This is a genomic window from Streptomyces amakusaensis (genome assembly GCF_039532665.1).
Taxonomy (GTDB): Bacteria; Actinomycetota; Actinomycetes; order Streptomycetales; family Streptomycetaceae; genus Streptomyces; species Streptomyces amakusaensis.
Genome location: NZ_BAAASB010000003.1, coordinates 85,562 through 110,300 on the forward strand (window position 1 = coordinate 85,562; position 24,739 = coordinate 110,300).

General features: G+C 72.5%; 26 protein-coding genes. 4 read left to right on the forward strand and 22 right to left on the reverse strand.

Annotated elements, in window-relative coordinates; translation table 11 throughout:
• Complete coding sequence (locus ABD371_RS05545) at positions 1 to 1,080, forward strand: M4 family metallopeptidase (RefSeq protein ID WP_344473371.1); 1,080 nt, start codon at positions 1 to 3, stop codon at positions 1,078 to 1,080.
• Between the two features lie 76 nt (positions 1,081 to 1,156).
• Positions 1,157 to 1,423, forward strand: a complete 267-nt coding sequence (locus ABD371_RS05550; protein ID WP_344473373.1) for a protealysin inhibitor emfourin — start codon at positions 1,157 to 1,159, stop codon at positions 1,421 to 1,423.
• A gap of 33 nt (positions 1,424 to 1,456) precedes the next feature.
• Here the strand turns inward: ABD371_RS05550 and era are convergent, their stop codons facing one another.
• The 13 genes from era to ABD371_RS05615 form a co-directional block, all read right to left on the reverse strand.
• A complete protein-coding gene (gene era / locus ABD371_RS05555) occupies positions 1,457 to 2,410 on the reverse strand; it encodes a GTPase Era (RefSeq protein ID WP_381733184.1) in 954 nt (317 codons plus the stop codon).
• Between the two features lie 29 nt (positions 2,411 to 2,439).
• Positions 2,440 to 3,471: a WxL protein peptidoglycan domain-containing protein gene (locus ABD371_RS05560; protein ID WP_344473377.1), complete on the reverse strand. Its 1,032-nt coding sequence runs from the start codon at positions 3,469 to 3,471 to the stop codon at positions 2,440 to 2,442.
• Positions 3,472 to 3,530: 59 nt separating this feature from the next.
• Complete coding sequence (locus ABD371_RS05565) at positions 3,531 to 4,898, reverse strand: beta-xylosidase (RefSeq protein ID WP_381733187.1); 1,368 nt, start codon at positions 4,896 to 4,898, stop codon at positions 3,531 to 3,533.
• Positions 4,899 to 5,080: 182 nt separating this feature from the next.
• Positions 5,081 to 5,560 carry a hypothetical protein gene (locus ABD371_RS05570; protein ID WP_344473380.1) on the reverse strand — a complete coding sequence of 160 codons (480 nt, stop codon included), beginning with the start codon at positions 5,558 to 5,560 and terminating at the stop codon, positions 5,081 to 5,083.
• A 222-nt stretch (positions 5,561 to 5,782) separates the two neighbouring features.
• Positions 5,783 to 6,145, reverse strand: coding sequence for a cytidine deaminase (locus ABD371_RS05575; RefSeq protein ID WP_344473382.1), 363 nt, complete (start codon positions 6,143 to 6,145; stop codon positions 5,783 to 5,785).
• Between the two features lie 56 nt (positions 6,146 to 6,201).
• A complete protein-coding gene (locus ABD371_RS05580; RefSeq protein ID WP_344473384.1) occupies positions 6,202 to 6,906 on the reverse strand; it encodes a hypothetical protein in 705 nt (234 codons plus the stop codon).
• A gap of 167 nt (positions 6,907 to 7,073) precedes the next feature.
• Positions 7,074 to 7,427, reverse strand: a complete 354-nt coding sequence (locus ABD371_RS05585) for an MmcQ/YjbR family DNA-binding protein (RefSeq protein ID WP_344473386.1) — start codon at positions 7,425 to 7,427, stop codon at positions 7,074 to 7,076.
• Positions 7,424 to 8,722: a hemolysin family protein gene (locus tag ABD371_RS05590; protein ID WP_344473388.1), complete on the reverse strand. Its 1,299-nt coding sequence runs from the start codon at positions 8,720 to 8,722 to the stop codon at positions 7,424 to 7,426. The genes ABD371_RS05585 and ABD371_RS05590 overlap by 4 nt, the downstream gene beginning before the upstream one ends.
• Positions 8,719 to 9,216 (reverse strand): rRNA maturation RNase YbeY, encoded by a 498-nt coding sequence (gene ybeY / locus ABD371_RS05595; RefSeq protein ID WP_190122727.1) that lies wholly within the window; start codon positions 9,214 to 9,216, stop codon positions 8,719 to 8,721. Before ybeY ends, ABD371_RS05590 begins: the two co-directional genes overlap by 4 nt.
• Positions 9,217 to 9,229: 13 nt before the next feature.
• The gene (locus tag ABD371_RS05600) at positions 9,230 to 10,348 is read right to left on the reverse strand and encodes a PhoH family protein (protein ID WP_190122726.1); all 1,119 of its coding nucleotides are present in this window, start codon (positions 10,346 to 10,348) and stop codon (positions 9,230 to 9,232) included.
• Positions 10,349 to 10,507: 159 nt separating this feature from the next.
• A complete protein-coding gene (locus ABD371_RS05605; RefSeq protein ID WP_344473390.1) occupies positions 10,508 to 11,635 on the reverse strand; it encodes a PfkB family carbohydrate kinase in 1,128 nt (375 codons plus the stop codon).
• Between the two features lie 163 nt (positions 11,636 to 11,798).
• Positions 11,799 to 12,470 (reverse strand): permease prefix domain 1-containing protein, encoded by a 672-nt coding sequence (locus tag ABD371_RS05610; protein WP_344473391.1) that lies wholly within the window; start codon positions 12,468 to 12,470, stop codon positions 11,799 to 11,801.
• Entirely contained in the window at positions 12,467 to 12,817 is a 351-nt protein-coding gene (locus ABD371_RS05615) for a PadR family transcriptional regulator (RefSeq protein WP_344473393.1), read from the reverse strand. The genes ABD371_RS05610 and ABD371_RS05615 overlap by 4 nt, the downstream gene beginning before the upstream one ends.
• 82 nt (positions 12,818 to 12,899) lie before the next feature.
• On the opposite strand from ABD371_RS05615, the gene ABD371_RS05620 reads away from it, so the two are divergent.
• Positions 12,900 to 13,400, forward strand: coding sequence for a hypothetical protein (locus ABD371_RS05620; RefSeq protein WP_344473396.1), 501 nt, complete (start codon positions 12,900 to 12,902; stop codon positions 13,398 to 13,400).
• A gap of 45 nt (positions 13,401 to 13,445) precedes the next feature.
• Here the strand turns inward: ABD371_RS05620 and ABD371_RS05625 are convergent, their stop codons facing one another.
• The 5 genes from ABD371_RS05625 to ABD371_RS05645 form a co-directional block, all read right to left on the reverse strand.
• Positions 13,446 to 14,453: an adenosine deaminase gene (locus tag ABD371_RS05625; protein WP_344473398.1), complete on the reverse strand. Its 1,008-nt coding sequence runs from the start codon at positions 14,451 to 14,453 to the stop codon at positions 13,446 to 13,448.
• Between the two features lie 14 nt (positions 14,454 to 14,467).
• Entirely contained in the window at positions 14,468 to 15,385 is a 918-nt protein-coding gene (locus ABD371_RS05630) for a ribonuclease Z (protein ID WP_344473400.1), read from the reverse strand.
• A gap of 40 nt (positions 15,386 to 15,425) precedes the next feature.
• Complete coding sequence (locus ABD371_RS05635; protein WP_190122721.1) at positions 15,426 to 15,785, reverse strand: histidine triad nucleotide-binding protein; 360 nt, start codon at positions 15,783 to 15,785, stop codon at positions 15,426 to 15,428.
• A gap of 110 nt (positions 15,786 to 15,895) precedes the next feature.
• Complete coding sequence (locus ABD371_RS05640) at positions 15,896 to 19,153, reverse strand: S41 family peptidase (RefSeq protein ID WP_344473403.1); 3,258 nt, start codon at positions 19,151 to 19,153, stop codon at positions 15,896 to 15,898.
• A gap of 48 nt (positions 19,154 to 19,201) precedes the next feature.
• Positions 19,202 to 19,855 carry a hypothetical protein gene (locus ABD371_RS05645; RefSeq protein WP_344473405.1) on the reverse strand — a complete coding sequence of 218 codons (654 nt, stop codon included), beginning with the start codon at positions 19,853 to 19,855 and terminating at the stop codon, positions 19,202 to 19,204.
• Between the two features lie 75 nt (positions 19,856 to 19,930).
• Here ABD371_RS05645 and ABD371_RS05650 point away from each other — a divergent pair, with 75 nt between their 5' ends.
• Positions 19,931 to 20,320, forward strand: coding sequence for a hypothetical protein (locus ABD371_RS05650; protein ID WP_344473407.1), 390 nt, complete (start codon positions 19,931 to 19,933; stop codon positions 20,318 to 20,320).
• Between the two features lie 29 nt (positions 20,321 to 20,349).
• Here the strand turns inward: ABD371_RS05650 and ABD371_RS05655 are convergent, their stop codons facing one another.
• The 4 genes from ABD371_RS05655 to hrcA form a co-directional block, all read right to left on the reverse strand.
• Positions 20,350 to 21,093 carry a 16S rRNA (uracil(1498)-N(3))-methyltransferase gene (locus ABD371_RS05655; RefSeq protein ID WP_344473409.1) on the reverse strand — a complete coding sequence of 248 codons (744 nt, stop codon included), beginning with the start codon at positions 21,091 to 21,093 and terminating at the stop codon, positions 20,350 to 20,352.
• Positions 21,093 to 22,166 (reverse strand): nitronate monooxygenase, encoded by a 1,074-nt coding sequence (locus tag ABD371_RS05660; protein WP_344473411.1) that lies wholly within the window; start codon positions 22,164 to 22,166, stop codon positions 21,093 to 21,095. The genes ABD371_RS05655 and ABD371_RS05660 overlap by 1 nt, the downstream gene beginning before the upstream one ends.
• A gap of 256 nt (positions 22,167 to 22,422) precedes the next feature.
• Complete coding sequence (gene dnaJ, locus ABD371_RS05665; RefSeq protein ID WP_344473413.1) at positions 22,423 to 23,559, reverse strand: molecular chaperone DnaJ; 1,137 nt, start codon at positions 23,557 to 23,559, stop codon at positions 22,423 to 22,425.
• A complete protein-coding gene (gene hrcA, locus ABD371_RS05670) occupies positions 23,560 to 24,585 on the reverse strand; it encodes a heat-inducible transcriptional repressor HrcA (RefSeq protein ID WP_190122861.1) in 1,026 nt (341 codons plus the stop codon).
• Between the last annotated feature and the right edge of the window lie 154 nt (positions 24,586 to 24,739).

Consider the following 24,739-nt stretch of genomic DNA (forward strand, 5'->3'; position numbering starts at 1 on the left):
ATGGCAAACACCCACGCAGGCTCCCGGCATCCCGTCTTCTGCACGATCATCCCGCCGCATGTCCTCGACACCCTCGCCCGGGGCGCGGACACCGCGATCGCCACGCTCGCCCAGCGGACCCTGGAACTCGACGCCGCCAACCGGACCAGGCGGCGGATCACCACCGTACGGGGTCTGAGCGCCGCCGCCCCGTCGGCCGCCGCGGTCGGTCCCGAGGAGCCGGACCGGACGATCTACGACTGCGAGAACCGCACCCTGCTGCCCGGGAAGAAGGTCCGCGAGGAGGGCTCGGAGCCCGGGCAGGACGCGACCGTCAACCGGGTGTACGCCGGGCTCGGGGCCACCTTCGAGCTGCTGCTGAAGTCGTACGGCCGAAGCTCCCTCGACGGCGAGGGGCTGCCGCTGATCGCCAGCGTCCACTACGACCGGCAGTACGCGAACGCCTTCTGGGACGGCGAGCAGATGGTGTTCGGCGACGGGGACGGGGTGCTCTTCCTCGACTTCTCCATCCCGGTCGACGTCATCGCGCACGAGCTGGCGCACGGCCTCACCCAGTACACGGCGAACCTGGAGTACTTCACCCAGTCGGGCGCGCTGAACGAATCGGTGTCCGACGTGTTCGGCTCGCTGGTGAAGCAGTACACCCTCGGCCAGACCGCCGCCGAGGCCGACTGGCTGATCGGGGCGGGGCTGCTGGGCCCGGAGGTCACGGGCGTGGCGCTGCGGAGCATGAAGGCCCCGGGCACCGCGTACGACGACGACGTCCTCGGCAAGGACCCGCAGCCGGCCACCATGGACGGCTATGTGCGCACCGGCCGGGACAACGGCGGGGTGCACATCAACTCCGGCATCCCCAACCACGCCTTCTATCTGCTCGCCACCGAGCTGGGCGGAAAGGCGTGGGAGCGGGCCGGGCAGATCTGGTTCGACACCCTCACCGGCGGCGAGCTGTCGCCGAACGCGCGGTTCCGCGAGTTCGCCCGGCTGACGGTGGAGTCCGCGCGGGCGCGCTACGGCGACGGCGAGGAGCTTCAGGCGGTGCTGAAGGCGTGGTCGACGGTGAAGGTGCCGACGAACTGAGAGCTTGCTCCACGGCCGGGTGGCCCGGGGTGGATCCGGCTTCCGCACCGGGCCGATCCGTACTAGAACGGAAGCCATGCGCATCCAGGTACGACGTACCGGCGGCTTCGCCGGGATCGAGCGATACGCCGAGGTGGAGACCTTGGACCGGGCCGACGCGGAGACATGGCGCGTCCTGGCCGAGCAGGCCCTCGCGGACGCGGCCGGGGCTCCCCCGGCGGGCGTTCCGGACGGGTTCGGCTATGAGCTGACGGTGGACGGGCGGACGGTGTACTGCTCGGATCCCCGGCTCACCGACGAGCAGCGGGAGCTGTTCTCCCGGGTGCTGAAGGAGGGCGCGTGACCGTCCGCGACGGTCACGCGCCACCGCCGAATCTCAGAAGCCGAGCTTGCGGAGCTGCTTGGGGTCCCGCTGCCAGTCCTTCGCCACCTTGACGTGCAGGTCCAGGAAGACCGGGGTGCCGAGCAGCGCCTCGATGTGCTTGCGGGACTTGGTGCCGACGTCCTTCAGGCGCTTGCCCTTGGGGCCGATGATGATGCCCTTCTGGCTGGGGCGCTCGATGTACAGATAGGCGTGGATGTCCAGCAGCGGCCGGTCCGCCGGGCGGTCCTCGCGGGGGATCATCTCCTCGACCACCACCGCGATCGAGTGCGGCAGCTCGTCGCGGACGCCCTCCAGCGCGGCCTCGCGGATCAGCTCGGCCACCATGACCTGCTCGGGCTCGTCCGTGAGGTCGCCCTCCGGGTAGAGCGCGGGGCCCTCCGGGAGCAGCGGGACCAGCAGATCGGAGACGAGCTGGACCTGCTTCTCGCCGACGACGGAGACCGGGATGATCTGCGCCCACTCGATGCCCAGCTCACGGCCGAGCTGGTCGATCGCGATGAGCTGCTCGGCGAGGGCCTTGGAATCGACCAGGTCGGTCTTGGTGACGATCGCGACCTTGGGGGTCTTCTTGACCTCCGCCAGTTCCTTGGCGATGTAGCGGTCGCCGGGGCCGAGCTTCTGGTCGGCGGGCAGGCAGAAGCCGATCACGTCGACCTCGGCCCAGGTGGCGCGCACGACGTCGTTGAGGCGCTCGCCGAGAAGGGTGCGCGGCTTGTGGAGACCGGGGGTGTCCACCAGGATCAGCTGCGCCTCGGGGCGGTGGACGATGCCGCGCACGGTGTGGCGGGTCGTCTGCGGCCGGTTGGAGGTGATCGCCACCTTCTGACCGACGAGAGCGTTCGTGAGGGTGGACTTGCCCGCGTTGGGGCGGCCGACGAAGCAGGCGAAGCCGGCCCGGTGGGCGGCGGGCTCGGAGGACGGGGTACGAACACTCATGCCGCCCATTGTCGCTGATGCCGGACGCCCTCGTGTCGTCAGGCTCTCGCCGGGGTCCCGGCGCGCCGTGCCCGTGCGCGTTTCCGTACCCGTCTCCGTATCCGGAAGGCGATGGGGGCCAGGGCGAGGGCGAGCGCGGCGGCCACCGTCCAGGGCAGCGCGAGGAAGGAGACGCCCGCGGATTCCCGCAGCTGTCCGGCGCTCGCGGTCAGCCGTATCTCTCCCCATTCCAGCTGGGGCGAGCCGGCCCAGCGCTCGGTGAGACGGATCCGCTGGCGGGGCAGCAGCTCGGAGGGGACCCTCGTCAGCCGCCGGCTGAGCAGATCGCGGCCGAAGAGGCCCTCGGCCTTGAGGGCGACCTCGGGGCCGAGGGTCACATTGCCCCGATTGTGGAGGGTGTACGAGATGAGAGCACTGCTCTCGCCGGTGCCGGGCACCAGCGGCCGGTCCTGGCTGATCCGTACGTCCTCGACGGTGAGGGCGGGGACGGCGGGCCCGGTCACCTTGAGATGGACGCGCGCGCCCACCGCCCGGCGGACCCCGACGGCGACCGCGCCGGACGGCGGCGCGACCCGCTCGTCCAGGGCGACGAGCGCGCCGGAGTGGTCGCCCGGTTCGGCGGACTCGGGGACGGTGAGGGTGTAGGGCACGGTGACCGAGGAGCGCGCGGGGACGGTGATCCGCTGGCGCGCGGGCTTCGCCCAGGCCCCGACGCCGCGTTGGCGCTCGTCCGGGGAGCGCACGGCGAAGCCGCCGTCGCGGGCGGTGTTGTAGGCGTCGGCCGCGTACAGCCGGAAGGTCAGCGGGGCGGCGGTCTTGTTGGCGACGGTGACCCGGTCGGTGACGGAGCGCCCGGGGTCGGCGGAGAGATGGAAGTAGGGACGGCCGCCGTCCGGCCGGGAGGCGGCGGCGGGGAAGACGGACCACTCGCCGTTGTCGGCGGCCCGCGCGGCGGTGGCGGGCAGCGGGCCGAGCGCGGTGCCGAGGGTCGCGACGAGGGCGAGGCCGAGCGCGAGGGTGGGTGTGCGGCCGGGCGGGGCCGGGAGCGCGGGGCGGCGCGGTACGGGCATGGGTGCGGCTCCCGGGGAGCGGGCGGGCGGGCCGGGCGCGCGCCCGGCCCGCCGGGCGGTCAGGTGAGCGTGAGGGTGAGCACGCCGGAGTAGCTCCCGGGGGCGGTGTAGGCCGGGACCTTCAGCGACACCCAGGCGTCCACGGTGAACTCGCCGCCGGTGAGCGTGGCGTCCGGGGCGGAGGCGAGGGTCGCGCCCGCGCTGCCGACGACTCCCCCGGAGCCGGCCTCGCAGGTGCTGGGGCTGCCCTGCTTGGTGGTGCAGGCGGGGACCCAGTGGAGCCGGCCCGCGTCGATCTCGCTGCCGGACGGTCCGGTGAAGTCGGTGACCCTGCCGGTGAGGGACCAGCCGGCCGGGCCGCCCCGGAAGTCCTTGACGGTGATGGTGCGCAGATCGCCGTCGGCTCCCCCGCCGGTGCCGAAGTCGACGGAGGAGAGCCGGACCGTGTCGCCCTCCTGGGACATGGACAGCTCACCGGCGGTGACGGACGCGGTGAGCCTCTGACTGTCCCTGGGCAGCGGGGTGTCGTCGGTGACGGTGTACGCGGCCGGGCCCGCGCCCTTCTCGGCCGACCAGGAGGAGCCCTCGTACGCGACGATTCCGGTGGTCGCCCTGTCGTTGACCTTGAGGCGGCCGGTGAAGCCGCCCTCGGCGTCGGAGGTGAAGGTCAGCCTGTCGGCGGTCTGGGCCTGGCCGGCCCGGCCGGCGAGGGTGATCCCGGTGAGCGGGGTGAACTTCGTTCCGGTGACGGTGACCCGGTCGCCGGGCTTGCCGGAGGCGGTGGCGAGCGCGATGGCGCGCTCATTGGCCCCGGGCTGCCCGCTCGCGACGATGGTCCGGGAGACGGGCGCGGGCGGGGAGCTGACCGCGCAGGGGGTGTCGAGTTCCATGATGTAGCTGGTGTGGATGTTGTAGTCGCCCGGCGAGAGGGTGATCGAGCCGGGCGCGGTGACCTTGAAGGTTCCGGTCATCGAGAACGGCGGGAATTCACCCTTGCCGGGGACGGGCGGATTCTTCTTGGGGCCGGTGACGGTGAGCTTGCCGCTCTGCGCCCCGCCGAGGGTCACCTCGCCGCTCGGCGTCATGATGTCGGCGGGGAGCGCCAGGTCGACCGGGTTGCTCGCGGCGGGCTTGGCGACCTTGTAGGTGACGGTGACGGTGTCGCCGACCCGGGGAGTCGCCCGGTCGACGGTGATCTCGGCGGTGGTGGTGCCCTGGATGGGCGGGATGCCCGCGACGGGCGGGGGCACACAGCGGGTCGCGAAGGTCACCGCGCCGTCGGCGGCGCTCCGCGCCTGTGCGGGCGCGGCGAGGGCCGTCGTCCCCATGACGAGCGCGAGCGCGCCGAGTGCGACGGCCCGGCGGGGGGTGCCGCCACGGCGGGAGGCTGGTTTGCGCGCGGCGGTCGCTCGGTCGGCTGAGGCCATCGGGGTGCCCCCTTCGGAGAGTCGCGGGGGGCCATTGACGGGCGGGCCGGGCGAGAAGTCAAGGGAGCCGGGGCCCGTCGACTGATGGGCCATCAGATAATGGCGGGGTCGTCCGGCAGGACGGACGGCGGCGGGCGTCGCGCACACCGCCGCCCGGCGGGCCGGCTCTGATCCGGGGCGGCTCAGTTGAAGACGAACGGGCCCGGGGTCTGCGAGGTGAGCGCGTCGCAGCTGACCGGGAAGCCGAAGATCGTCATCGACAGGGCGGTCCCGGCGAAGTACGAGTCCAGGCTGTTCCCGGCGGCCACCGTGCCGCTCAGGGGCCCCATCGTCACCGCCGAGTTGGCGGCGAGCGCGGGGTTCTTCTTGCCGGTGAACTTGACGGTCCCGCCGCCGCGCTTCGCGAGGGTGAGCGTCGAGCTGATGGTGTCCCTGGCGACGGCGACCGGGGTGGTCACCGCCGAGTTGATGGTGATCGTGGCCGACGTGCCGTTCTGGGTGGCGGTGAGCGTCGCCGTACCGCCGCCCCAGGATCCACAGTCGTAGGAGGCCTGTGCCGTGCCGGGGGTGACCGCGGCGGCGGCCGGGGCGAAGACGAGGGAGACGGCGGCGAGCGCTCCCGCCGTCAGTGCCGTGCCGATCAGTGGACTGCTGCCTCGCATGGGGAAGTCCCCTTTCCCGTTCAGGGATGGATGGGCAGCCGCCGCCGGGGCTCGCACGACGGCGGCCCGAACCGGGTCAGGGGCACCCGGGCAGCACGGGCGGACGGGGGCGACCGCTCACGGAGGCGGCTGCGTCATTGAGGCGCACCCGGGCGGCGATTGCAAGACAAGGCAGCTTGATTCTTGCGCCGTACCGGAATCGGAAAGGGGCGGGTGCGGGGGTCAGCCGGCGGTGACCGCAGACTTCAGCTCTCCGTCGGGACCGGCGAGCAGCACCGGGGTGTCCGGCCCGCCCAGGTCACGCACCGCCGCGCGGTCCGCGTCGGACGCGGTCTCGGCCTCGGAGACGACGGCCGCCGCCTCCAGGGAGCGCGCGCCGCTGGCCACGGCCATGGCGACGGCGGTCTGGAGCGCGCTGAGCGCGAGGGATTCCAGGGCGACGGTGCCCGCCACATAGGTGCGGCCGGTCTCGTCGCGCACGGCCGCGCCCTCGGGCACACCGTTGCGGGCCCGGGCGCTGCGCGCCAGCGTGATGATCTTGCGGTCCTCGGGGCCGAGGTCGCCGGAATCGGTGCTCTGCGTCATGCCCCGAGCATAGGCGGGGGCCCCGGCGCGTACGCGGGGGCCCCGGCCCGGGTGGATCAGCTCTGGACGGCCTTCACGAACTTCTCGCCCACGCGCTTGGCGAGGTCGTCGAAGTCCTTGTGACCGGAGGCGTCGGCCGGGACGTGGAGCACCCGGGAGATGCCGGTGCCCTGACGCACGACCTGGAAGTTCGTCTCGAACTTCAGGGAGAGCGACTTGATCTCGGTCTTCATGCGGAAGGAGTGGGACTCCTCGCCGGCCTTCGGGGTGGCGGAGAGCTTCTCGATGGTCATGGCCATCTTCTGGTCGCCCTCGCCGACGCCGAAGCCCTTGCACGCGTCCAGCGCGGTGGAGAGCTTCTTGGTGTAGTCGGTCGCGCCCGCGCCGGGGAAGGTGACGATGCTCTGGGCGAGCATGCTGCTCTGGTCGGCGCTCTCGAAGTCGGCGGAGCCGCCGTCCGTGCCCCCGGCGATCTTCTGGCTGAGGAAGTCGGCCAGCGGCTGGCACTCCTTCTTGTCCGCCGTGTACTTCTCGTCGTCGGCGGTCTCCTCGCCGACCTTGTAACCGGCGGGGAGGTCCTTGACGCCGACGAGACCGGCCTTCATCTGGGCCGCGGTCAGCGGCTTGGCGGCCGTCTCCTTCGCCTTCTTGTCGCCGTCGGAGCCGGAGCCGGAGTCGGACCCGCCGCAGGCGGCGGCCGTCAGCGAGAGGGCGGAGACGGTGAGGACGGCGGCGACGCCGCGACGCATACGGGCACGCATGAAAGTGGTGACTCCCTGATGGATGTTGCTGCCGGGGAGCCTCTTGCGCCCACCCTGCTGGACTGGAGGAGAGTACACACAAAACGGGATCTCACCGCCATCGAGGGCGGCAGCACCCGGTGATACCACCGGGGCCGCTCGCACTCGGGGCGGTCCCGGGGACGGCCTCAGGGGCGGTCGAGGCGGAGGCGTTCCGCCCGGGGGAGGCCGGCCACCACCAGGTCGTACGAGTCCTCGATCAGCTCCCGGACCATCTTGGCCGGGAGCCCGCCGACGGTCACCGTGTTCCAGTGGCGCTTGTTCATGTGCCAGCCGGGGACGATCTCCGGATGGTCGGCGCGGAGCCGCTCGGCGATCTCCGGCTCGCACTTGAGATTGACCGTCAGCGGCTCGCCGTCGAGCGCGCTGAGGGCGAACATCTTGCCCGCGACCTTGAAGACCGAGGTCTCCGGGCCGAACGGGAACTCCTCGACCGCGTCGTTGAAGTCCAGACAGAACGCCCTCAGCTGTCGCGCTCTCATGCCGCGTGCTCCCCCTCCGCGCGGGCCTCGACGGGCTCCGCCAGCACTGTGACGATCTTGTTCCGGCGGCCGGCCGAGGATTCGGCGGTCAGCCGCAGCGCGCGTCCGTCCGGCAGGTCGACCACGGCGCTCGCGCCCGAGATCGGGACCCGGCCCAGGGACTTCGCGAGCAGTCCGCCGACCGTCTCCACATCCTCGTCGTCCAGCTCGTCCAGGCCGTACAGCTCGCCGAGGTCTCCGATGTCGAGCCGGGCGGTGACCCGGTAGCGGCCGTCGCCGAGATTCTCGACGGGCGGCAGCTCCCGGTCGTACTCGTCGGTGATCTCGCCGACGATCTCCTCAAGGATGTCCTCGATGGTGACGATGCCGGCGGTGCCGCCGTACTCGTCGATGACGACGGCGACGTGATTGCGCTTCTGCTGCATCTCGCGCAGCAGGTCCCCGGCGTTCTTGGTGTCGGGGACGAAGACCGCGGGGCGCATCGCGGTGGAGAGCAGATCGGACTCCGAGTCGCGGTTGACATGCGTCTTGCGGGCGAGGTCCTTGAGATAGACGATGCCGACGATGTCGTCGTCGCTCTCCCCGGTGACGGGGATGCGGGAGAAGCCGGAGCGCAGCGCGAGGGTGAGCGCCTGACGGACCGTCTTGTACCGCTCGATGCTGATCAGATCCGTCCGAGGCACCATCAGCTCGCGCACGAGGGTGTCGCCCAGCTCGAAGACGGAGTGCACCATGCGGCGCTCGTCGTCCTCGATCAGGGACTCCTGCTCGGCGAGGTCGACCAGCGCCCGCAGCTCGGCCTCACTGGCGAAGGGGCCCTTGCGGAAGCCCTTCCCGGGGGTGAGCGCGTTGCCGATGAGGATCAGCAGCTGGGGGATCGGGCCCATGATCCTGGCCAGCGGCAGCAGCACATAGGCGGCGGCGGTGGCGGTGTTCAGCGGGTGCTGGCGGCCGATGGTGCGCGGGGAGACACCGACGGCGACATAGGAGACGAGGACCATCACGCCGATGGCGACGGCGAGCGCCTCCCAGGTCTCGGGGAACTCCTGGAGGCAGGCGTAGGTGACGAGCACCCCGGCCGCCATCTCGCAGGCGACCCGCACCAGCAGGGCGACATTGAGATAGCGGGTGGGGTCGGCGGCGACCTGCTCCAGCCGGCTCGCGCCGCGCCGGCCCGCGCGGACCGCCTCGGCGGCGCGGAAGCTGGAGACGCGGGCGATACCCGCCTCGGCGCAGGCGGCCAGCCAGGCGACGATGACCAGCGCGACCGCGCCGAGAACCAGGGGGGCGCTCATGAGACGGTCGGCGCCGGGGAGGGGCCGGTGAAGCCCTTCTCGGCCCGCCAGCCGTCCACGATCGCCGCCTGGAGGCCGAACATCTCGGCCTTCTCGTCGGGCTCCTCGTGGTCGTAACCCAGGAGGTGCAGCACTCCGTGGACGGTGAGCAGCTGAAGCTCCTCGTCCATGGAGTGCCCCGTCGGAGCCTGCTCGCCCTGCTGCTTCGCCACCTCGGGGCAGAGCACGATGTCGCCGAGGAGACCCTGCGGAGGCTCCTCGTCGTCCTTGACCGGCGGACGCAGCTCGTCCATCGGGAAGGACATGACATCGGTCGGTCCCGGCAGATCCATCCACTGGAGGTGCAACTGCTCCATGGCCTCGGCGTCCACGACGATCACCGACAGCTCGGAGAGCGGGTGGATGCGCATCCGGGCGAGGGCGTAACGGGCGACATCGAGGATCGACCGCTCGTCGACCTCGGTCCCGGATTCGTTGTTGACGTCGATCGACATGGTGCTTTTACCGCTACTTCCCGTTTCCGGTCCCATGGCCGTGGCGTCCGGCGCTCCGGCCGCCGCTCGGGCCGCCGTGCTGACCGCCGTCCCGGCCGTCGTACTTCTCGTACGCGTCGACAATACGGCCGACGAGCTTGTGCCGGACGACGTCCTGGGACGTCAGCCGCGAGAAGTGGACGTCTTCCACGCCCTCCAGGATCTCCTGGACCTGGCGCAGACCGCTCTTGGTGCCGCTGGGCAGGTCGACCTGGGTGACATCGCCGGTGATGACGATCTTCGAGTCGAAGCCCAGCCGGGTGAGGAACATCTTCATCTGCTCGGCACTGGTGTTCTGCGCCTCGTCGAGAATGATGAACGCGTCATTGAGGGTGCGGCCCCGCATGTACGCCAGGGGGGCGACCTCGATGGTGCCCGCGGCCATCAGCCGGGGGATGGAGTCGGGGTCGAGCATGTCGTGCAGCGCGTCGTAGAGCGGGCGGAGATAGGGGTCGATCTTCTCGTAGAGGGTGCCGGGGAGGAAGCCGAGGCGCTCTCCCGCCTCGACGGCGGGGCGGGTCAGGATGATCCGGTTGACCTGCTTGGACTGGAGCGCCTGAACCGCCTTGGCCATGGCCAGATAGGTCTTTCCGGTGCCCGCGGGGCCGATGCCGAAGACGATCGTGTGCTTGTCGATGGCGTCGACATAGTGCTTCTGATTGAGCGTCTTGGGGCGGATGGTCCGGCCGCGGCTGGAGAGGATGTTCTGGGTGAGCACCTCGGCGGGGGTCTCGGCGCCGTCGGCGGCGCCCTCCGCGCTCGCGCGAAGCATGGCGATCGAGCGTTCCACTGCGTCCTCCGTCATCGGCTGCCCGGTGCGGAGCACGAGCATCATCTCGTCGAACAGGCGCTGAACGAGGGCGACTTCCGCCGCCGGCCCGACCGCGCTGACCTGATTGCCCCGGACATGGATGTCGGCCGCCGGGAAGGCCTTCTCGATCACTCGCAACAGGGCGTCGCCCGAACCGAGGAGCGACACCATCGGGTGGTGGGCGGGGACGGTGAACGCGGCGCGCGCCTGTCCCGTGGCCAGGGGTCCCGCAGCGCCCTCGGGGCGCGGGGGGACGGTATGGGCTGTGGGTGTCTGAGTCATGGGCCGGCTCTGTGGCCTGCGCATACCTCCCGCTGAGGGTTCTCGCCGCTCGACAACCTCTGGACCTCAAGCGTACGACGCCGCACTGACAGGGGCCGAGGGGTTTTCCGGCGGGCCTCCGCCGTGGGCGGGGGCCCGCCGGGGCCGGGGCGGCGCGGGTCAGACCGGGCTGCGGAAGCCGATGGTCGGCACGGCTCGCCGGCGCGGCCAGTCCAGCGGGGGCGAGGGCAGCAGCGCGTCCAGGAAGGCGTACCGGCGCAGCGGGGCGGCGTCCTGTCCGGCGACCTCCCGCACCCGCTGCCACCAGACGGCGATCTCCAGCCAGCCGGGTGCGGAGAGCGAGCCGCCGAACTCCTGCACCGAGAGGGCCGCGGTCAGCCCGGCGAAGGCGAGCCGGTCGGCGAGCGGCCATTCCGCGAGGGTCCCGGTGACGAATCCGGCCACGAAGACATCGCCGGCCCCGGTCGGGTCGAGCGCCTCCACCGCGATGGCCGGCACCTGGGCGCTCTCGCCGGTGCGGCCGTCCACCGCGTACGCCCCCTCGGCCCCCAGGGTGACGACGGCCACCGGCACCCGCTCGGCGAGCGCGTGGGCGGCGGCGACCGGGGTGGCGGCGCGGGTGTAGCGCATCGCCTCCTGCGCGTTGGGGAGGAATGCCTCGCAGTGCTCCAGATCGGCGAGGTCGGCCGGGTCCCAGCGGCCCGTCTCGTCCCAGCCGACGTCGGCGAAGACCCTGGTCCCCCCGGCGGCGGCGCGGGCGATCCACTCGTCGCGCCGGCCGGGGGTCAGGGATGCCACGGCGGCCCTGGAGGGCGGCGGGGTGTCGCGGGCGGACTCCGGCGGCGGGGCCTCGTGACCGTGGGAGATCATCGTCCGCTCGCCCTCGTACGCCATGGAGACGGTGACGGGAGAGTGCCAGCCGGGCACCGTGCGCGACCGGGAGAGGTCGATGCCCTCGCCCTGTTCGAGGGCGTCCCAGCAGTAGTCGCCGTAGTGGTCGTCCCCGAACGCGGCGGCGAGCGAGGTGTGCAGACCGAGCCGGGCGAGGGCGGTCGCCATGTTGGCGACCCCGCCCGGGCTGGAGCCCATGCCCCGGGCCCAGGACTCGGTGCCGCGCACGGGGGCGGAGTCGAGGCCGGTGAAGATGATGTCGAGGAAGACCGTGCCGGTGAGATAGACGTCGCAGCCGGGGTCCTCGGGGGTCCGCAGCCGGGCGAGGGGATCGAGGCAGGGGGCGTGGTGGCCCGTCACCGGTGGGCCGTGGTGGTTCGCGTGCCGAGTGCTCACTGTGCCGCCGCTTCTGTGCGTGGTGCTTCCGGCCAGTCTGCCAAACCGGGTCGGCGGGACGGTCGGACACGGCGAATCATGGTGACTGCTGGGGCCTTGGGGGCATTCGCGAAAGCTGTGCTCTCCTGGTGCTTCTGAGGCGTACGACGTGGAGGCCGCGGGCTCAGGCGGCCGTCAGCCGGGCGTATCGGCGGCAGGCCCTGGCCGGACCCGCGACCAGCGCGTGCGCGACGGCGGCGAGCACCCCGGCGAGCGCCGTCACCGGCCACTCCCGCGCCAGCGCCGAGGCGACGACCAGGCCGAGGGCGGCGAGCGCGGTGGCCACCGCGGTCGCGGTGCCGGTCCAGGCGACGGCCAGCGGCAGCCCCGGCGGGAGCGCCACCCTGCGGGCGAGGATCCCGGTGACGGCCGGTGTCGCGGCGGCGAGCAGTCCGGCGACGCCCGCGACCGCCGCGAGGAGGACGGCGAGCAGCCGCAGCCCCCAGCCCTCGCCCACGGTGTGCACCAGCAGCCCGCAGACCAGCAGGAACGGGAAGGCCATGGCGGCGGCCCGGGCGGTGTGCCGCGCCTGGGCCACGGTCAGCTCCCGCTGCCAGCCGGGCACCAGCTCCTCGACGGTCCCGAACTCGCGGACCGCCCGGCGGGCGGCCCGCGAAGGGGGCACGCCGTCCTCCTCGTGGGCGGCGGCCGTCTCGACGAGGCCGTCGCGGATCTCCTCGATCATCCGGGCCTTGACCCGGGCCGGGCCGTGCACGGCGGCGGCGAGGGCCGCGACGTACGCCTCCACGGGATCCGCGTCCGCGGGGGCCGGAGCCGGGGCCGGGGTGGCGCTCATCCGGCGGGCCGGGGAGCGACGGGGTGCACGGCGGGGTTCAGTACGGAGCCGATCGCGGCGGTGAACTCGCTCCAGGCGGACCGCTCGGCCGTCAGGGCCCCCCGGCCCGCCTCCGTCAGCTCGTAGCGGCGGCGGCGGCGCTCGCCGGTCGACTCCCAGCCGCTGTCGAGCAGTCCGAGGCGCTCCAGCCGCTGAAGCGCCGGGTAGATGGTGCCGGTCTTCAGCTCCAGCACACCGCCGCTGCGCCGCTGCACCGCCGAGATGATCGCGTACCCGTGCAGCGGGCCCGGTTCGAGCACCGCCAGCAGCAGTCCGTCCAGGTGCCCTCGCACCGCGTCTGTCCTCATGAGTAGGCAGCCTACACAAGGGCTGTCTTGGCATGCTATCTATTGGCAGCCAACACATCAGTGCGTCTGGGGGCCACCACCCGTGTCAAAAATGCTGCTGTCCATCCATGTCCTCGCGGCGATCCTGACGATCGGGCCGATCACCGTGGCCGCCTCGATCTTTCCCCGCTACGCCCGCGCGGCGGGGGCCGTCGGGGAGATCGCGGACGACGGCGAGGAGAGGGGCGAGCGGGCGGCCTCGATCGCCGGGCTGCTGCACCGGATATGCCGGGGCTATGCCATCGCGGGGCTCGCCGTGCCGGTCTTCGGGGTCGCCACCGGGGCGAGGATGGGGATTCTGACGGACGCCTGGCTGCTGGTCTCGACGGTGCTCACCGCGATCGCCGCCGGGGTGCTCGTCCTGATGCTGCTGCCCCTCCAGGCGACCCTGCTCGAACTGACGGCGGCGGGGGCGGGGGCGGACGAGAAGCGCACCCGCCCGGCGGCGGCCCGGCTCAGCGGGCTCACCGGGATCTTCAATCTGCTCTGGACGGTCGTCGTCGTGCTGATGATCTTCCGCCCCGGCGCGACCACCGGAGGATGACCGGGGCCGGCCGGGGCGAAGGATCCGTCTGCCGGGAGGGCGGGGCTACTCGGCCAGTTCCACGGTGAAGTCGTACGCGTCGACCTCGGCGATCAGCCGGGCCCGCCGCTCCTCGTCGTCCTCCAGGAAGGAGGCGAGGAAGGAGTTGCGCGCCAGCTCGCGCAGGCGCTCCTCGTCGAGCGAGAGCGCCTCGCGCACGGCGTGGAAGGTGTCGCCGACATAGCCGCCGAAGTAGGCGGGGTCGTCGGAGTTGACGGTGCACATCAGGCCCGCGTCCATCATCCGGTCGAGCGGATGGTCCTCCAGTGTGTCGATGACCCGCAGCCGTACGTTGGAGAGCGGGCAGAGCGTCAGCGGGATCCGCTCCCTGGCCAGCCGGGCGACCAGCTCGGCGTCCTCCAGGCAGCGCAGCCCGTGGTCGACGCGCTCCACCCCGAGGACGTCCAGGGCCTCCCTGACGTACGAGGCCGGGCCCTCCTCGCCCGCGTGCGCGACCTTGCGCAGACCGAGCGCGGCGGCTGCCTCGTACACCTCGCGGAACTTGGACGGCGGATTGTCGGCCTCCGCGGAGTCCAGGCCCACGGCGGTGATCCGGTGCAGATACGGCTTGGCGGCCTCCAGCGTCTCCATGGCGGACTCGGCGGACCGGTCCCGCAGAAAGCACATGATCAGACGGGTGGAGATGCCGTGGCGCTGCTCGCTCGCGTCCAGGGCGCGGGCCAGTCCGTCGACGACGGTGCCCATGGGGACGCCCCGGGAGATGTGCGCCTGCGGGTCGAAGAAGATCTCCGCGTGGCGTACGCCCTGGGCCGCCGCGCGGGCCAGATAGGCGTCGGTGAGGTCCGCGAAGTCGTCCTCGGTGCGCAGCACGGCCATCAGGCTGTAGTAGAGGTCCAGGAACGACTGGAGATCCTCGAAGTCATAGGCGCGGCGGAGCGCTTCGGTGTTCTCGAAGGGCAGTTCCACCGCGTTGCGCGCGGCGAGCGCGAACGCGAGTTCGGGCTCCAGGGTGCCTTCGATGTGCAGGTGCAGTTCGGCTTTGGGGAGGGGCACGGGTCCAGCTTCGCTCATGGTCGACGTTTGGGGACGGGGACGCGCAGAAGGTCGGAGGCGACGGTCAGTTCGGCGTCGAACCCGGCGGCGCGGGCCTGGCGCTCGAACTCCCCGGGGTCCGGGTAGCGCTGGGAGAAGTGGGTGAGGACGAGGTGGCGCACGCCCGCGTCACGGGCGGCGCGGGCGGCCTGGCCGGCGGTCAGATGGCCGTGGTCCCGCGCGAGCCGCTCGTCCTCGTCCAGGAAGGTGGACTCGATGACGAGCATGTCGCAGCCCTCGGCGAGGGCGTGGACGCCTTCGCAGAGCCGGGTGTCCATGACGAAGGCGAAGCGCTGCCCCCGGCGCTCCTCGCTGACCTCGTCCAGGGTGACCCCGCGGAGTTCGCCCTCGCGCTGGAGGCGGCCGACGTCCGGCCCGGCGATGCCGTGGGCGGCGAGCCGCTCGGGGATCATCCGGCGGCCGTCGTGCTCGGTGAGCCGGTAGCCGTAGGACTCGACGGGGTGCGAGAGGAGATGCGCCTCAAGGGTGTACGCGCCGGTCCTGGCGAGGGTGATCGGACCGGTGCCGCCGCTGACCGGGGCCTCGGTCAGCGCCACGCTCTCGCGGTAGGCGGTGGCGTACCGCAGCCGTTCGAAGAAGTGCTGCCCGCTCGCCGGGTAGTGGGCCGTGATCTCGTGCGGGACCTGGTCGAGATTGATCCGCTGGATGACGCCGGCCAGCCCCAGGGAGTGGTCACCATGGAAATGCGTGACGCAGATCCGGTTGAGGTCGTGCGCGGCGACCCCGGCGCGCAGCATCTGGCGCTGGGTGCCCTCGCCCGGGTCGAAGAGCAGGCCCTCGGCGTCCCAGCGCAGCAGATAGCCGTTGTGGTTCCGGTGCCGGGTGGGCACCTGGCTGGCGGTGCCGAGGACCACGAGCTCTCGTACGGACATGCGGAAGGCCTCGTTCTCCGGGTTGTTCGGGTGGTCCGGGTTATCCGGGGGGCCACGCGAGGCCGCGTCCGCCGAGGATGTGGGCGTGGGCGTGGAAGACGGTCTGTCCGGCTCCGGAGCCGGTGTTGAAGACGATCCGGTAGCCGGGGTCGACGGTCCGCTCCAGGGCGGCGACCTCGCCGGCCTCGCGCAGCACCTCGGCGGCGAGCGCGGGCTCGGCGGCGGCGAGGGAGGCGGCGTCGGGGTAGTGGGCCTTGGGGATGACCAGGACATGGCTGGGGGCCTGGGGGTTGATGTCCCGGAAGGCGACGACGGAGTCGGTCTCGCGCACCACGGTGGCCGGCACATCGCCCGCGACGATCTTGCAGAACAGGCAGTCAGCCTGGGGTTCTCCCGCCATACCGGTTTCCTCCTCGGGTGGGCCGATGTCCCGAGCATGCTATCGACCGGAGCGGGCCGCCGACGCGCCGGCCGGGACCCGTGAGCGGGTACCGGCCGGTGCGGCAGGGGTCAGGGCAGCGCGGGAGGCGTCTTGGCCGGGGTCTCGGCCAGGGCCGCGAGAGCCATCCGTACGGCCTCGTCGAGCTGGGGGTCACGGCCGGCGGCGTGGTCCTGAGGGGTCATCACCACCTCCACGTCCGGGTCGACGCCGTGGTTCTCCACCCCCCACTCGTACCCCTCCAGCCAGAAGGCGTACTTGGGCTGGGTCACCAGGGTCCCGTCCACCAGGGAGTATCTGCTGTCGATGCCGATCACCCCGCCCCAGGTGCGGGTGCCGACCACGGGTCCGATGCCCAGGGCCTTGATCGCCGCGTTGACGATGTCGCCGTCCGAGCCGGAGAACTCGTTGGCCACCGCGACCACCGGGCCACGCGGGGCGTCCTGGGGATAGCTGGAGGGGCGCATGCCGCGCGGCAGGTCCCAGCCCACGATCCGGCGGGCGAGCTTCTCGATGATCAGCTCGGAGGTGTGGCCGCCCCGGTTCTCCCGGACGTCCACGACCAGGCCCTCGCGGGCCACCTCGACGCGCAGATCGCGGTGGATCTGGGCCCAGCCCGCCCCCTGCATGTCGGGCACATGGAGATAGCCGAGCCGGCCGCCGGACTTCTCGTGGACATGGGCCCGGCGGTCGGCGACCCAGGCGTGGTAGCGCAGGGGCTCCTCGTCGGAGAGGGGCACCACCACCGGGTGGCGCGGCTCGCCGCCGGCCGCGGGGGCGACGGTCAGCTCGACCGGTTTGCCCGCCGTGCCCACCAGCAGCGGGCCGGGGCCCGCGACCGGGTCGACCGGGCGGCCGTCGACGGCGAGGATCGCGTCGCCCGCGCGGACCGCGACGCCGGGGGCGGCCAGCGGGGAGTGCGCCTCGGGGTCGGAGGTCTCCGAGGGGAGTACGCGGTCGATCCGCCAGGTACCGTCCGCCGCGCGGGAGATGTCGGCCCCGAGCAGCCCCTGCCGGGTGGCGCGGCTGCCGTATCCGCCCCGGGGGGTGACATAGGCGTGCGAGGTGCCCAGCTCCCCCTGCACCTCCCAGAGCAGGTCCACCAGGTCGTCATGGGTGGCGACCCGGTCGAGGACCGGGCGGTAGCGCTCCAGCACCGCGTCCCAGTCGGTGCCGCCGAGGTCGGCCCGCCAGAAGTTGTCCCGCATCAGCCGGCCGGCCTCGGCGTACATCTGACGCCACTCGGCGGCCGGGTCCAGCAGCCGGCGGATCCGTGAGAGGTCCACGGTGATGTTGCTGTCGCTGTCCTCGTCACGGGAGGCGCGGCGGTCGCTCGGCACCACCTTCAGCCCTCCGTCGACGGCGAGCAGCACCCGCTTGCCGTCCCCGCTGACGGAGTAGCCCCGGGCCTCGGAGGCCAGCTCCTCGCTGTGCAGCTGGACCAGGTCGTACCGCTCCAGGGTGGTGCGGGGGCCGAGGTCGTCGGAGGTGGCCCGGGTCGCGCCCAGGACTCCGCGCACCGGGTGGCGCAGCCACAGCACTCCGTCCTTGGCGGCGCGCAGGGTGGAGTAGCTGGCGGCCTCGACGGGGAAGGGGACTATCCGGTCGGCGAGTCCTTCGAGGTCGACACGGGTGACGGGGGCACCGCCGTTCTCGCCGTCCGGGTGCCCGTTCTCCTTGTCGGTCTTGTCCTTCTCGGATTTCTCGGGCTTCTCGGGCTTCTCGGGTTCGAAGGCCCGGCCGTGGCGCTGCGGGCCGAACGGCGAGGGGGTCGTCGCGGCCAGGGTGATCAGATGCGGGCGGCAGCCGCCGACGAAGGCGAGGTCGAAGACATGGGTGTCGTACACCGGGTCGAAGGAGCGCTCGGAGAGGAACGCCAGATGCCTGCCGTCGAGGGTGAAGGCCGGCCCGTAGTCGCGGAAGCGCAGCGGGGTCGCCTCGGAGACCACCGGGTTCGCGGGGTCGGCGGTGTCGGCGAGCTTCAGCTGCCGGAGCGGGAGCGGGCCCGCGTGCGACCAGGCGAGCCAGCGGGAGTCCGGGGAGAAGGTGAGCCCGGTGGCGTCGCCGTCCTCATTGCGGTCGACCTCGCGCACCGCGCCGGACTCGCGCTCCACCAGCAGGACCCGGCCGTCGTGGGAGGCGATGGCGACCTTGCTCCCGTCGGGCGAGACGGCGAGGCCGTGCACCCGGCCGAGGAGTCCGGCACCGACCCTGATCGGGGCCGCGCCGAGCACGGCGCCGGCCGCCGGCGCGAACTCCAGGGCGTCCTCGCCCTCGGCGTCCGTCACCCACACGACCTGCTGTTCGCCCCCGGCGCGGAAGGTGCGGGGCAGTCGGGACCGTACGCCCGGCTCCACGGCGAGCGCCCGCGCGGGGCCGTCGCGGTGGGTGATCCAGTGGATGCCGCCGCGGATCTCCACGGCGCTGCCGCGTCCGGTGTGGTCGGGCGAGGCGGCGCCGACGTGGTGGTCGGCGTGGATGTGGCGGGGGCGCAGATCGGTGCGCTGACCGCCGAGGCGGATGTCGAGCCTGCGGGGCCCGGCCCCTTCGAGGTCGTCGAGGATCCACAGCTCGCCGGCGGAGGAGTAGACGACACGGGTGCCGTCGGTGGCGGCCTGCCGGGCGTAGAAACCGTCGACGGGGGTGTGCCGCCGCAGTTCGGAGCCGTCGGGCAGGGAGGAGTAGAGCGCGCCGACGCCCTCGTGGTCGGAGAGGAAGGCGATTCTGCCGCCGACCCACAGCGGATACTCGATATTGCCCTTGCCGTCGAGCCCGGTGTGCAGCCGGGTGAAGTCGCCCGTGCCGTCGCGGTCGATCCAGAGCTTTCCGGCCGTGCCGCCCCGGTAGCGCTTCCAGGCGGCGGCCTCACGGCCCATGGTGGCGGAGAGCAGCAGCACCCCGGGTCCACCGTGGGCGAGGCCGCCGACCGGGCCGTGGGGCAGCTCGGTGCCGGGCCCCCCGTCCAGCGGGAGGGCGCGGGCCCAGGTGCGGCGCAGGGAGTGCCGGCCGTGGGTGGTGAGGGCGAGGATCTCGCCGTCCGGGGTCCAGCCCCGGACGGCGGTCTTGTGGCTGCCCCAGTGGGTGAGCCGGCGGGTCGGACCGCCGTCGACGGGCGCGAGATGCACCTCGGGCGCGCCGTCCCGGCGCGATGTCCAGGCGATGTGCGAGCCGTCGGGCGAGATCCGGGGATGGTCGACCGGTACGTCGTCGGCGCTGACGCGCCAGGCGCGGCCGCCGTCGAGAGGAGCGACCCAGACGTCGTCCTCAGCGGTGAAGGCGATCAACTCGCCGTGGGTGTGCGGATACCGAAGGTAGGCAGGCTGCGTCACCCTGTCACCCTAGGCAGCCCGGGGCCGGGAGGGCAGGGGTTTGACGGATCAGGGTTCGGCTGTGACGGCCGCCGCCCCGGTCACGGTCCGCGTCACGGTCCGCGTCGCCGTCCGCGTCGCCGTCTGTGTCACCGTCGCGGTGACGGTCCGTGTCACCGTCACGGCGGGTACGGGCCTGGAGCGCTGGTCCGGCGTGGTGGGGCGGGTGGCGGTGGGGGCGGGGTCGTCGCAGGAGCCGAGGAAGGTCGCGTCGAAGGCGGTCCTGCCGTCGATCCTGGCCCTGAGGTCGCCGCGTACACAGGTGCCGGAACGCTCGTCGGTGACGGTGCCCTTGAGCGTGATCTCCTTGCGGGAGGCGGTCTCGCCCTCGCAGTCGACGGTGGCGGGGCCGGTCCGGGCGGCCGGGGTCGCGGTCCCTCCTCCTCCCCCGCCCTCGCCGCCCTCGCCGAGCGCCGCCCGGCAGCTGAGCCAGCGCACTCCGACGCCGAGGCGTTCGAAGGTGCTGGTGGCCGTGCGGTCCGTGGTGTGGGCCACGGAACCGGCGTTGAGCCCGCCGCCGGGGGCCGGTTCGCAGCCGGCCAGCGCGAGGACCGTCACGAGGACGACGAGGGCGGCGAGCGCGGTGCCGCTCGCGGCCGGGAGTGAACGGCGGTCGCGTCGCGCGCCGTTCGTGGTCATGCCGTTACCGGTGGTGCCGTTCATGGACGGCAGCGTGGCACCGAGCGGCGGTCAGCAAAAGAGTGGTTGCGGACACACATCCCCCGTACGGTCACGGGGATGACCAGGAAGCCGCTCCGGCCCCGCAGACTCATCACCGACCCCGATACGGTCCATATGTGGACGGTTCGCCACAAACACGAGGGGGAACAGGGCCGTTGGCGTGACTGTCGTACGGTCCTCTCTTTACGCCGCGAGGGCACCACACCCCGGCTGAACATCGTTTTCCGGCCCGGGGACGGCTGGATCATCGCGGACGGGTATGACGAATCCGGCAGTGTGGGTGACAGCGAACGGAATTGGCTGAATCTGCATGAACCGGGAGTCATTCGGCGTTTCGTCGACCAGGTGACGGCGCGCGGGCTGATGCCCTCGCGGCCGGGGACGGTCGAGATCGACGGCTGGCCGCTCTTCGTCGCGATCACCGGCTCACGGGTGGGCGGAGGCTGAGACTCCGGGCGAGAGGCCGAGGCGAGGAGCTACGACCAGCGGCCGGTGCGGCCGAGCAGCAGGGCGACGCCCGCCGTGCCCGCCGTCGAGGTGCGCAGCACGGTGCGGCCGAGCCGGTAGGGCCTGGCCCCGGCCTCGGCGAAGAGGGCCAGTTCCTGCGGCGAGACACCGCCCTCGGGGCCGACGACCAGCACGATCGAGCCCTGTGCCGGAAGCTCCGCGGTGGCGAGCGGCTCCGATCCCTCCTCGTGGAGGACCGCGGCGAAGTCGGCCGCCGCGAGCAGGGCGGCGACCTGCTTGGAGGTGGCGGCTTCGGCCACCTCGGGGAAGCGCAGACGGCGGGACTGCTTGCCGGCCTCGCGCGCGGTGGCACGCCACTTGGCGAGGGACTTGGCCCCGCGCTCGCCCTTCCACTGGGTGATGCAGCGGGCCGCCGACCACGGCACGACCGCGTCCACACCGGTCTCGGTCATGGTCTCGACGGCGAGTTCGCCCCGGTCGCCCTTGGGGAGCGCCTGGACGACGGTGATCCGCGGCCGGGGCTCGGGCTCCACCGGGAACTCCCGGGCCTCGACGATCAGCCGGTCCCTGCCCTCGGTCCGCAGCACGACCCCGGCCGCGCCCCGGCCCAGGCCGTCCGTCAGCACGATCTCCTCGCCGGGCTCAAGGCGGCGTACGGAGACGGCGTGGCGGCCCTCGGACCCTTCGAGGGTGAGCGGGGAGCCGGGCACGGCCCCCTCCAGGGAGTCGACGAGGAAGACGGGCGCGGTCATCAGGGGCTCTCCGGGGCGAGTGCGGCGCGGGCATGACATGTTTCGGCGGCGAGCATCTCGACCAGCTCACCGGCGGGGACGGCACGGGCCATCCGGTGGCCCTGCCCCGCCCACAGTGACATCCCCTGGGCGTCGCCCGCCTTGGCGGCGGCCTTGCGCAGACCGCTCGTCAGATGGTGCACCTGGGGGTAGGCGGCGGGGGCGTAGGGCCCGTGCTCGCGCATGAAGCGGTTGACGAGCCCTCGCGCGGGGCGGCCGGAGAAGGCGCGGGTGAGTTCGGTGCGGGTGAAGAGGGGGTTGGTCATCGCCTGTTTGTGCAGGGTGTGCGCGCCGGACTCGGGACAGACCAGGAAGGCGGTGCCGAGCTGCGCGGCGTTCGCCCCGGCGGCGAGCACGGCGGCGATCTGGGTGCCGCGCATCAGGCCGCCGGTGGCGATGACCGGCAGTTCGACGCCCTCCTCGCGGATCAGCGCGACCAGGGTGAGCAGCCCGATCCCGGCGCCGTCGGCGGCGGGGTCGTCCCGGTGGGCCCCCTGGTGTCCGCCGGCCTCCACGCCCTGGACGCAGAGCGCGTCCGCGCCCGCGAGCTGGGCGGCCCTGGCCTCTTCGGGGGTGGTGACGGTGACGACGGTGAGGGTGCCGGCCTTGGCGAAGGACTCCAGTACGTCGGAGCCCGGACAGCCGAAGGTGAAGGAGACGACGGGCACCGGGTCGTCGCGGAGGATGGCGAGCTTGGCCTCGTAGCCGTCGTCCCCGCCGGACTCGGGGTCGCCGAGAGGGGTCTCGTACCAGGCGGCCTCGCCCGCGAGCTGATGGCGGTAGACCTCGATGGCGGCGGGGTCGGCCGCGGCCCGCTGCGGCATGAAGAGGTTGACCCCGAAGGGCCGCGCGGTGAGTCCCCGGATCTGTTTGATCTCCTGGTACATGCCGCCCGCGGTCTTGTATCCGGCGGCCAGGAAGCCGAGCCCGCCGGCCTCGGACACGGCAGCGGCCAACTGCGGACACGACGCGCCGCCCGCCATGGGGGCCTGCACGATGGGATACCGGCAGAGATCGGTCAGTGCGGAGGACATGCTTGCATCGTGCCATGCCGCTCCCGGGCCGCCGAATCGAGCGCTGCCCAGTCCGCAGAGGGGTTTCGGGGGCCGGACGGGCCGTTCGCCAAGATCCTCACGGCAGCGGCGAGTTGGGCCCGCTCCCATGCCGCGCCCCTTACCGGGAGCCCGCGCGAAGGGGCGGGGAGGCAGGCGGGGAGGCGGCGGCGCGGGCGGGCACGGAGAAGGGGGCACGGGACGGACCTGTACCCCCTTCGACTGTCCGCGCCGACGGCTAACGACCGTTGAAGGCGTCCTTCAGCCGGGAGAACAGGCCCTGCTGGCCGGGCTGGAACTGCCCCAGCGGGCGCTCCTCGCCGCGCAGCTTCGCCAGCTCGCGCAGCAGCCTCTCCTGCTCGGCGTCGAGCTTCTGCGGGGTCGTCACCTCGACGTGCACGATGAGGTCGCCGCGCCCGCCGCCGCGCAGATGCGTGACACCGCGCCCGTGCAGCGGAATCGACTGCCCCGACTGGGTGCCGGGCCGGATGTCGACCTCCTCCACCCCGTCGAGCGTCTCCAGCGGCACCTTGGTGCCGAGCGCGCCCGCCGTCATCGGGACGGTCACGGTGACATGGAGATCGTCGCCGCGCCGCTGGAAGACCGGGTGGGGCAGCTCGTGGATCTCGACGTACAGATCGCCGGCGGGGCCGCCGCCGGGGCCGACCTCGCCCTCGCCCGCGAGCTGGATGCGGGTGCCGTTGTCGACACCGGCGGGGATCTTCACGGTCAGGGTCCGCCGGGAGCGCACCCGGCCGTCGCCCGCGCACTCCGGGCAGGGGGTCGGGACGACGGTCCCGAAGCCCTGGCACTGGGGGCACGGCCGCGAGGTCATGACCTGACCCAGGAAGGACCGCGTGACCTGCGAGACCTCACCACGGCCGCGGCACATGTCACAGGTCTGGGCCGAGGTGCCCGGAGCCGCGCCCTCACCGCTGCAAGTGGTGCAGACCACGGCGGTGTCGACCTGGATCTCCTTGGTGGTGCCGAAGGCGGCCTCACCCAGCTCGATCTCCAGCCGGATCATCGCGTCCTGGCCGCGCCGCGTCCGCGACCTCGGCCCGCGCTGGGACGCCGTCCCGAAGAAGGCGTCCATGATGTCCGAGAAGTTCCCGAAGCCACCGGCTCCGAAGCCGCCCGCGCCCGCGCCGCCGGCCTGCGACAGCGGATCGCCGCCGAGGTCGTAGACCTGCTTCTTCTGCGGATCGGAGAGCACCTCGTAAGCGGCGTTGATCTCCTTGAACCGCTCCTGGGTCTTCGGATCCGGGTTGACGTCCGGATGCAGCTCGCGTGCGAGCCGCCGGAAAGCCTTCTTGATCTCGTCCTGAGATGCGTCGCGGCGCACGCCGAGTACGGCGTAGTAGTCCGTGGCCACTTACGACTCCGCCAGGATCTGTCCGACGTAACGTGCCACTGCGCGTACCGCTCCCATCGTTCCGGGGTAGTCCATGCGGGTCGGTCCGACCACGCCGAGTTTGGCGACTGCCTCGTCGCCCGAACCGTAGCCGACGGCGACCACGGACGTAGAGTTGAGTCCTTCATGGGCGTTCTCGTGACCAATGCGGACGGTCATCCCCATACCGCCCGACTCCTTCGCCTCACCCAGCAGCTTGAGAAGCACCACATGCTCCTCAAGCGCCTCCAGCACGGGCCGGATGGTGAGCGGGAAGTCGTGCCCGAAGCGGGTGAGATTGGCGGTCCCGCCGATCACCAGTCGCTCCTCGGTCTCCTCCACCAGGGTCTCCAGCAGCGTGGAGAGCACGGTGGAGACACCGCCCCGGTCCTCCGGATCGAAGGATTCCGGAAGGTCCTGGACCAGCTGCGGCACATCCGCGAAGCGGCGGCCGACGACCCGGCTGTTGAGCCGGGCCCGCAGATCCGCGAGCGGGACCTCCCCGAAGGGCGCGGGACAGTCGATCATGCGCTGCTCGACCCGGCCGGTGTCGGTGATCAGTACGAGCATCAGCCGCGCGGGCGCGAGCGAGAGCAGCTCCACATGACGGACGGTGGAGCGGGTGAGCGAGGGGTACTGGACCACGGCCACCTGACGGGTCAGCTGCGCGAGCAGCCGCACCGTACGGCTGACGACGTCGTCGAGGTCGACCGCGCCGTCCAGGAAACTCTGGATCGCGCGGCGCTCGGCGGACGACAGGGGCTTGACCCCGGCCAGCCGGTCCACGAAGAGTCGGTACCCCTTGTCCGTGGGGATGCGGCCGGCGCTGGTGTGGGGCTGGGCGATGAAGCCCTCCTCCTCCAGCACCGCCATGTCATTGCGGACCGTCGCCGGGGAGACGCCGAGCCGGTGCCGCTCGGTGAGCGCCTTCGAGCCGACGGGCTCCTCGGTGCCCACATAGTCCTGGACGATGGCGCGCAGCACTTCGAGTCTGCGTTCGCTGAGCATCGCGCACACCTCCAGCTTGTCCCTCGGTGGTTCTTCGGTCACTGCCTGGCACTCACCCGGTTCGAGTGCCAAAATTTCTCCGTGCCAGTGTACGGCCGTGGGGTACGCCCTGGGCAAGGGCGACCGGTCACGGTACCGCGCGCCCGCTTCGGGC